The organism is Holospora curviuscula (assembly GCF_002930195.1).
Taxonomy (GTDB): Bacteria; Pseudomonadota; Alphaproteobacteria; order Holosporales; family Holosporaceae; genus Holospora; species Holospora curviuscula.
Map to the genome: position 1 here is coordinate 17,531 of NZ_PHHC01000014.1, position 8,810 is coordinate 26,340.

At 34.9% G+C, this 8,810-nt stretch carries 4 protein-coding genes, 1 tRNA gene and 2 pseudogenes; 4 read left to right on the plus strand and 3 right to left on the minus strand.

Features of this window, described 5'->3' with window-relative positions; all coding sequences use genetic code 11:
• Window positions 1–464 (minus strand): annotated as a pseudogene (locus HCUR_RS09375) (IS5/IS1182 family transposase); the annotation flags it as partial.
• A gap of 1,444 nt (window positions 465–1,908) precedes the next feature.
• Between HCUR_RS09375 and HCUR_RS09725 the strand changes: the two are divergent.
• From HCUR_RS09725 to HCUR_RS00450, 3 genes are all read left to right on the plus strand, one after another.
• Window positions 1,909–2,031, plus strand: a complete 123-nt coding sequence (locus HCUR_RS09725) for a hypothetical protein (RefSeq protein WP_279337370.1) — start codon at window positions 1,909–1,911, stop codon at window positions 2,029–2,031.
• 197 nt (window positions 2,032–2,228) lie between these two features.
• Complete coding sequence (locus HCUR_RS00445; RefSeq protein ID WP_104206283.1) at window positions 2,229–3,077, plus strand: hypothetical protein; 849 nt, start codon at window positions 2,229–2,231, stop codon at window positions 3,075–3,077.
• Entirely contained in the window at window positions 3,078–3,941 is an 864-nt protein-coding gene (locus tag HCUR_RS00450; RefSeq protein WP_104206284.1) for a hypothetical protein, read from the plus strand.
• A 98-nt stretch (window positions 3,942–4,039) separates the two neighbouring features.
• On the opposite strand, the pseudogene HCUR_RS00455 reads toward HCUR_RS00450, so the two are convergent.
• Window positions 4,040–4,989 (minus strand): annotated as a pseudogene (locus tag HCUR_RS00455) (IS481 family transposase).
• A gap of 1,660 nt (window positions 4,990–6,649) precedes the next feature.
• Window positions 6,650–6,723 (minus strand) — tRNA-Arg (locus HCUR_RS00460).
• 1,095 nt (window positions 6,724–7,818) lie between these two features.
• Between HCUR_RS00460 and HCUR_RS09975 the strand changes: the two genes are divergently transcribed.
• On the plus strand, window positions 7,819–7,965 hold the full coding sequence (locus HCUR_RS09975) for a transposase (protein WP_423751880.1): 147 nt from the start codon (window positions 7,819–7,821) through the stop codon (window positions 7,963–7,965).
• Window positions 7,966–8,810: the final 845 nt, after the last annotated feature.

Genomic DNA, 8,810 nt, shown 5'->3' on the forward strand with positions numbered 1-8,810 from the left:
TCTTCTTATCCACAACGAGTTGACTGTTTAAAGTATGTCTTCTCTTCTTTCCAGAATAAAAGGTCTTCTGCTTATTGTTGCGATTTTTTATACGCTTCTTATTCTTGACCCTTATTTTTTTTAGGACGCTCTATTGGCGTCTCTGTTGCATCAATAAGGACAACTTCATATTCCATATCGCTTTTAAGGAGCGCTTTCTTACCTAGCAAAGCAAAATCAGGATGCTTGATGAACGTATCTTCTATCCATCTGATAGTTTTATAACCACTACTCTCTGATATCCCCTATGAAGATGCACATTAATAGCCTTTTTTCCATCGCTAGCGCATCTGGTTTTCCACCTCTTTTTTATTCTTCTCAGCCTCTTCCAGTAGTGCTATTATCTTTTTAAATGTAGATCTCTTCACACCACTTAATCTACGAAACTCTTCATCTTTATAATTTTTGATTTTTTGGTATTTCATCTCAACCTCTTTTATGGAGCTGATTTAACGCTTATTGCTTAGGTTATGCAAGAGGTGTAATAAATCATAGGGTATTAAGTTCGAAAAAAGAACAGAGGTATAGCCTCATATCATCGAGCGAATTTTGTAATGCTATCCCTAATTCATGAGTTTGATATTAGTCTAGACTGTGTCTATAAGGATTTAAATTTGGTAAATAAGACGGTAAAAATATTATTTTGGAGCCAAAAGATGCGATGCGCTTTCTTGTCTTTTGTGATGTATGGCACGATCTGTAATCAGGACGGGTTTTAGCGCCTTGATTCAATCCTGTACCACCTAATGATTAAAAAAATCCGTATTGCAAGACCCATAAACGTTCATGGGGATAGTAAATTTATTATTCCAGCTATGCTATGGGTTTGTTTGAAATATGTACCACGCTTCTTACCAAGTAGTTTTTTTACTTTTCTTACCCAATGCTCTATCTTTGAAAATAGTCCTGTCTATACTACTCTTATCACTTTATACAAGACGTTCAGATGCTATATCGTTGATTGTGTCTTGATCGTTATTTCTTTAGAAGTCTTCCCAGGGGTAAAGATTTTTTATCGCTAAATTCTAACTTTTACACTTTATACAGACAAAAGTAATGCTTGCGTTAAATAGCCTAGTGATTTCTGCTCATAGTTTAGCTTCGTTATTTTTAATATACATTTTTAGCTAATTTGGATCTATGGTTCCTTTGCGGCTTAGTCGTTCTTCAAGCTTTATGACTTTTTCTGTTTTATACCGTATTCACCCTCTACTTACCCTATTTTTACGCACCATCACTATTGTTTCGCTCGTTTTTTGATCATTACCTAACGTTGTGTATTCTATTATTCTTGCTTTTAAGTCTAGGCTGTATTGTTTTTTATCATCTTTTGGAAATTATAACACACCTAATTCCATGTTCAAACTAAGTGATTATAGGTGAAGACTTGTTTTATACCTGGACTCTAGCCGTTTTAACCAATACCGTGTACCACGAGAACTGCTTCTAAATTCATTAGTACCATCCTATGCTCTAATATCCGGTTGATGTTTTTATATATTGAATAAAAGACTGGTTGCTCTATAAATGGTATAATCTATACATAAATAGAGAATGTCCTTGGCTTTTCTAACGTAAACGCCATCTCTTGTTGTCATTTTGTTGATACCAAAACCTATAAATGCTTTTTTTTGGCTGTTACTTGCTTTGACAAAGTTTATGAATTTTCACTATGAATCGTTATAAAAAATAGTGCGTCAATTAAATAATTTCTAGAGCCTCATATCTGTTTAGCGCGCGCTCATTGTTTCTCAATGGGATTAAGGTGATGAACATGATACAGTAGGGGAGTGTAATGTTTTTTAAGAGGCTCTGCAACACTATCCGCCACTCAAAGGCGTTTGCGTCGATGCCGGGTATGGAAAAACTATGCTAGCGTTTGTGGGAAACGGTCTTAACAAGACAATTGAAATTTTAGAACCCCAGGATGGGCGGTATTCGCCAAAAGATGAGTCGTTGAACGAACCTTGGCTTGGCTCAATCATTATCTAAGATTGTCTAAAGCGTACGAAATTGCTGTAGCAGCTGCAGAAATAGAGTGATGATCCCTCGTTCTATGCGCTTGTTAAGGCGGATCGTTAATCCATAAATACAGGCTCTAAACTTTTTCTCACCTTCAGTTGTTTGTCTAATGAAAAATAAATTTTTTTCATTTATAGTATTTAAATCAAAACTTAAAAATATTTATTATGAAAAAACAAAAATATATAGTCCTCCTATTTTTTTCTGGCATTCTTATTTCAAAAAACAGTGTTTTTGCTGTTGAGAAAGAAAATTTTATTCAGAATCAACGCCCTCAAGTTTTTACTCCACAGCAGTTAGAAGAGAAACTTGAAGCTTTAAGAAAAGAGTACCCTGAGTTTTTAAAGGAAGTTACAAAATGTCAAGAAACACTGAAGAAAAGTGTCAAAGCGTCTATTGCGCGTGACTTAACTAAAATTATGGCAGATTTCTCAGAATTTGGTGAAATCTTTCGGCCTAAGTATCCAGAAATTAAAAACAGGATAGATCTAATCCTTAAAAATAACATTGTTTCCGCTGGTAATAAAAAACTTCTTACTTTAAAAGCCATTACACAGTCTGAACCTTGTCCAGGCAGCGTTTACAAAAAAATCAAAAAAAACGTTACAAAAAGAGGAGAAAAGCTTAAGCGTGTTTTAGACGAATATAAAACCGCTATTGCTGGCGGGAACATTAAAAAAGAGCAAAAAATACAGAGTGAAATCCAGACTACCGTAAGGTCTCTTCTAAACGATCATGCAATACTTACGAACCAAAATGTTTGCATTACAAAAGTTCTTTCAGCATTTACTGATCAGGCTTTAAACCCTGCCCAGATGGGGGCTAGGGAAGCGCTTCAAAAAGAGCGAATAGAGAATGAGGATTTTCTTAAAAAGATAAATCCTTTAATTTTGAAAGGAAGACAAGGTAAAGGTAAAGAGCAACACTTATGGGAGCGCATTGTCTCCCGTAGAAACGATGCTAAAGCTATGTTTGAAAGATCAATACAATCTATAGAAACAAGGCTTTCACAATGAATGAATTTTCAAGTATATTATGGAATACTTCAGGCTGGACTTGATCAGATAAAGGTATCTTTGGATATTACAGAAGCGTTCCTGCATACGCCCACGGGTCAAGACATTTTACAAAAAGTGGATTTACTCATAAGAAGTACTATTCAAACTCTTAAGGAACTTCATACAATTTTTTGTGATGAGATGATGCCGGAATCAGGATCTATAGCAAGAGGTAGAACGATGAGAGCAGCGGAAAAGATGAACTTTGAAGATAATTTTAATCATATGCAAGAGAGAATAGACGAAAGGTCTGATACGTTTCTCCGGCAAAGACAACAGATAGAAGAAATAACAAGGCTCTGTGATTCTAATTATCAGAAATACGTTCAGTACTTCCAGCAATGGATAACTGAAGAAGATTTTAAGTCTCGTGTTGCGCTTGAAGCAGCGACAAGACGTGCAACGGAATTAAAACAAGAAGAGTTGGAAAAGGTTGAAGCAGTAAAACAAGAAGAGTTGGAAAAGGTTAAAGAAGTAAAAAAAGAGGAATCGGAAAGTGAACAAAAGAGTCCTTCTGAGAAAAGTTTTTCAGAATTTAAACAAAAAAGTTTTCAATTAGACCAGTTTTTAGATGGCCAGAATCAGCAAGTACACGCATTTTTAGGGATGCTTACTAAAGAGCGCGCTCGAAATTTTGCTGGATTTCAAAATATTACAAATTATATGTTGGGGGACGATAGTGCTGATAATAACTACGTTCCAGATGTTATAAACAGCGCTTATCCAGAAGTTTTGCCATTTTTAACGGCGCTACGTAATAATAAAAATATTGCTATACAAGTCGTTAATTTTATAAAAAGCAAGGCTGAATCTGAAATCTAGTCTCAAAAACTAACGTTTACAAATGTTAAGATAAATAGCAATACAAGACGTTGCCTGACGTTACGAAGCTCACTTTTAAAAGAAGGATTTTTTGTTGATTAGGTGTTTAGTCCCGCCAAGAAATGGTTAGGATTAATTGTAAAATATTCTGGATGAATTATCCACTGATTTAGAATAAATTGCCAAGGAGTTTTGCCTTTGATGGCTTTAAGTCGTTTAGCGAAGGTATAAGCCATTAGATAGGCATGCAGATGCTGTTTCAGCTCATCATGAGATGCATAATGGAAATTGTTTACAGTTGCCTCTTTAAGCGTTCTGTTCATTCGTTCTACCTGCCCATTAGTCCAAGGATGCTTGATCTTAGTCTTTCTATGCTCTATCTGATGCTCATTGCAAACACGCTCAACGATATGAGTAAAAGCATTTTTATGATGATCATGATTGGTACATTGAATCCCATTATCTGTGAGCACCTTATGTATTTTATAAGGTAGAGCTTTAATAAGGTTACGTAAAAACTCTGCGGCAATCATCTTAGTCTGGCTTTTATGGAGCTCTGCATAGGCAAATTTTGATGTTCTATCTATTGCTACAAATATAACTTACCTTCAGCTGTCCTTACTTCTGCTATATCTATATGCAAGTAACCCATAGGATAGTGTTTAAATTTCTTTTTGTCAGCAGAGGTAGATCTTTCTTTTTTAGGCAAAACAGAGCAGCCATGACGCTTTAAGCAACGATGAAGGGTTGATCGACTTAAATGTGGAATAGTTTCTTGTAAGCTATACAAAACTTCATCAAGAGGCAATGGTGTAAGCGGTCTGAAAGTCACACTCGCCTTTTCTTCTGTCTCTGATAGAACTGTAGATTTTATCTTTTTAGGTCCCATGGGAAGGTCTTTCGTATCTTCTCTTTTTCTCCACTTGAGGATTGTTTTTGGGTTAACATTAAATCTTTTAGCCGCTTTTCCTATACTCTCTTTACTATCACGGATCTCTCTACGGATTGCCTCCGTTGTTCTGGCATTTGCGTGTAATGCTTGTCCCATAAGCTTTTTCTCTATACATTATTATCTTCATAATATATACCATAACTCTCTGGGATCAAACAATTAGGCAGTGTCGACACGTTCTAAAAGAAGTGATATTTTTCTATAAAAAAGAGGATTCATATCTTATATAAAGCATCTGAGAGATGATCAATGGGAGAGGATAGAGAGTGCATTACCTGATTTTTATGGGACGCTAGAACATCCTGTGGAAAAGATAAGGGAAGTTTTGTAGAATACGTAATGTGGGTGGACCAAAACAGTGGCCTATAGTGCTCGCTCCCAATAGAGCACAGAAAAAAGTCGAACCTTCATCAACGCTTTAAACGCTGGAAAGAAAAGAGCGTTTTTCAGATAGTGTTCAATGTTCTGGTAGAAGATGTCGACATAGGATGGGAAAGAATTGATTCCACCATTGTGGGTGCGAATCAACATGCAGCTCGTGCAAAAAAGGGGGTCAAACTCAAGCGTTAAGGCATTCTTGTAGTAGATTACCTCATTCCATGTATTTTTACAGGAATAGAAGCGTTCGATCACACACGCTTTGAGACTTTTGGAAGGTTTGAAAGTCAAGGCTATCCTGGAAAACAAAAGATATAATGCGGATTATGTGGTGGCAGAAAGTGTTAGAATGGAGGGAAAAGGTGTTATTCCTTAAAAATCTCGTCGTAAAACACCGCAGGATTTTGATAAAAATTTTTATAAAAAATAAAATTTGACGGAGCGAAGATTCAATAAAATCAAGCATTTTGTGGCGTGTTGCAACGCACTATGACACAATAGAAGCAGCTTTACTGACGTTTCTTCACTATCGATATCTTATTATCCATGTGAGTAATAGCGAATTTTGTAAGACTAAATACTTTCTTTTACCGGTTCTAATTCAGTCCTATGTTGGATAAAGAAAATCCAGTAAATAACATCGCCGCATTAACATCAATCTCTTTTTTAAAGCGTTCTTATTGTGGGACCAGTGCTTTTTGTAATGATGGATCGGCCTTATTGACTAAGCGCTTAAGGGTTTAATCAAGGAATTCGTTAGGATGAAACTCCTTAAACATTGCTGGTATTCTATAAATCATTCTTTAGTGTTTTTTCACATAAACAGATAATTTTATGTTTATGGTAACAAAGAGTAGGGTCCAAAAACACCGTAAATTTCTGAGTCTATGCTTCACTCAAGCGCTCTCCAAAGAATCGCTACTTTCATTCTTTGACTGGGCGATAGTTCTGTATGTGTGGAATAATAGTAGATGAATGAAGAAAAAATTTCTGATTTTTTTTAGCCTTCTTAGCGAAAGAAGATCGCTTGAATGTGACGCGCTTTCTTTCTGATGTTTCTATTTTAGTGCAATTTAAAAACAGTTGTTTCAGGTAATATAGAATGATCTCTTTTGTTCAATGCAAGAATTTTGAACAATCACGAGTATAGCATCGTTTTATATCTTTTGTGGTGGATATTTATTGTCTGCGTAATAGATTAGTTTTATTTTTTTACATTTTTATATTCGCATAGATTTGATGTACTGCGCAACAGTTCAATAAGATTTATTTAAAAGCACAAAACAAGATTCCAAAAAAATTCTTAATAAAAATAGAGATTAATTTTTTACACCTAAGAAAAGTTTTTGTGTTGTAATTTAAGTTTATCAGTGAAAAGCGCGCCTAACAAGATTTGAACTCATAACCTCCAGATCCGTAGTCTGGCGCTCTATCCAATTGAGCTATAGGCGCTTCGTTAAAGAAATTTTATTAGGTCTAATCTCTTTTGTCAACCCCGCGTATCAGTACATATGAGTTAGAAATTGGTTTAGGAACTCAGAAAGATTAAGAAATTGAAAAAAGTATTCTTTCTAAAGTACAATTTAGAACTTAGGTGATGCCAAATATGTTTTCAAGATACAAAAGAAATTGTAAAAATTTTAGAAAAGACCAGTTCTAATGAGAAGGAAAGAACCTGATACAGTGGAAGTTTTTTCGTTTAAAAAACTTGATATTCATCAAAATAATATATCATATACAATACCATTAGCCTTACGAGAGTGTATTAAAGCCTTCAAAGCATGCTTCGAGTGTTTCCTGAATACTGTGATGGGCGGGCTTTGTCCATAAGCGCTTTAAACAATGGGGTATAAGGGCTTAGAAGCGTGTCTTATGGCAAGGCTTCAAGAGACAGATTCTCTGGATAACATCTATAGTAATTTAGCTTAAAAATGGAATTATACGTATTATACATCAGAAAATGATAAAAAGACCTAGAATTAAAAAGTAAATAAACTTAGCTAATGATCTAAAAGACAAGTGCCACAATAGATTATGGTGAGTAACAGTAGCGTAACTAGGGGGTTAATACGGCACAAAAAACAACGAATCATCAAGCCTAAAGAACTATTATATATTATACAGAAAACAAAAAAGAAATATAAATCAAAATCAGCTAAAAATATATATTCAAAATAACGAAAACATGAGTAGAGATCACTAGGCTATGTAACACAAGCATTGCTTCTATCTATGCTTTATCGATAAAAAAATCTTTATCTCTGGAGAGGCTTGTGAAGAAATAAATAGCAAGAAACAATCCACGATATAACGCCTGAAAATCTTGTATAGAGTGACGAGAGTAGTGTAGAGAGAACTATTTTCAAAGACAGAGGCTAAAAGCGAAAAGTACTTACATGAAAATCGTGGCCCATATTCAAAAAGAATCCCTACTATCGCTGAAATAATTAACCTATAGTACCTATGGGGGGTAATGGGTTTTACAATAAGAATTTTTTTAATCATTGGGGGAAACAGTGTTGAATCAAAACGCTAAACCCCAGCTTAATTTTGGATTATGCCTCATTCCATAATACTTCTAAGTCAAAAAAAGTGATTGAATTGCTTGGCTTTGAGCGAGTATTTTTACCAACATATTCGCCTGACCTGAGCTCCATTGAGAAATTTCTAGGCTACTATGAAACGATGCATTAACTGTACTATTACTCAATGTACTGAATGATATAAAACCTTACTTCCACTCTTTCAAATCTCGTTTTTAAGCTAAATTGTTATATGCCACTTGTTTGTTAACATAAACAAAATGTCCCAATGTGATGTCGGCTATTTTTTCTTGGAATGTCACGCCTAACTCTTCATTGCGGGCTTTATAGCATTTGGTCTTTTGCTTCGCGCAAAACTGAGCCGTTGCAAAGCACACTGAAGTGTTGAGGTGTGAACGTTAACGTTAACGTGTTGGGCATAGGCTTTTTTTAGGAGAAGCCCAGACATAAGCTCCTAGAGCGACAGGATCAAGTGTTTTCTACGGCCACTGTGGAGGGGCATCTTTACGCGCGCTTTTCTGTTGACGTTTTTTGATCCAAGATACTAATGTGGTTATCCCGACCCAAAACTTTTCTGGCGGTTTTTTCGTGTGTAAGTTTCTTGTTTATATACGCTAAAGGAGCAAAGCGGAGTTTCTCTAGACTCGTTATTTTTTTTCATTTTAATCTATATCAAAACTTTTTTCAATCAGATTAATCTTAGTATTCGATATAAAATTTATTAATAAAAATTAGTATACCATAATAAAATTAGTAAATTTTAGATTTATTTTTAATTTCTTACTCAACAGATCTAAATCCTATAAAAAAATTCTGTACTAATATGAAGTAACGGTTTATTTGATAAAACGTACCAACCACCATACCGCAAAATTTTTTTTAAAATAGAGATGCAACTAGACTATTGAGGCTATTGTAATTTACAAGAAACCAACATATGAAGAGTGAGAATACGTTGTACGGGCTCAACAAGTCATTATTGGGGAATTGCAAGCA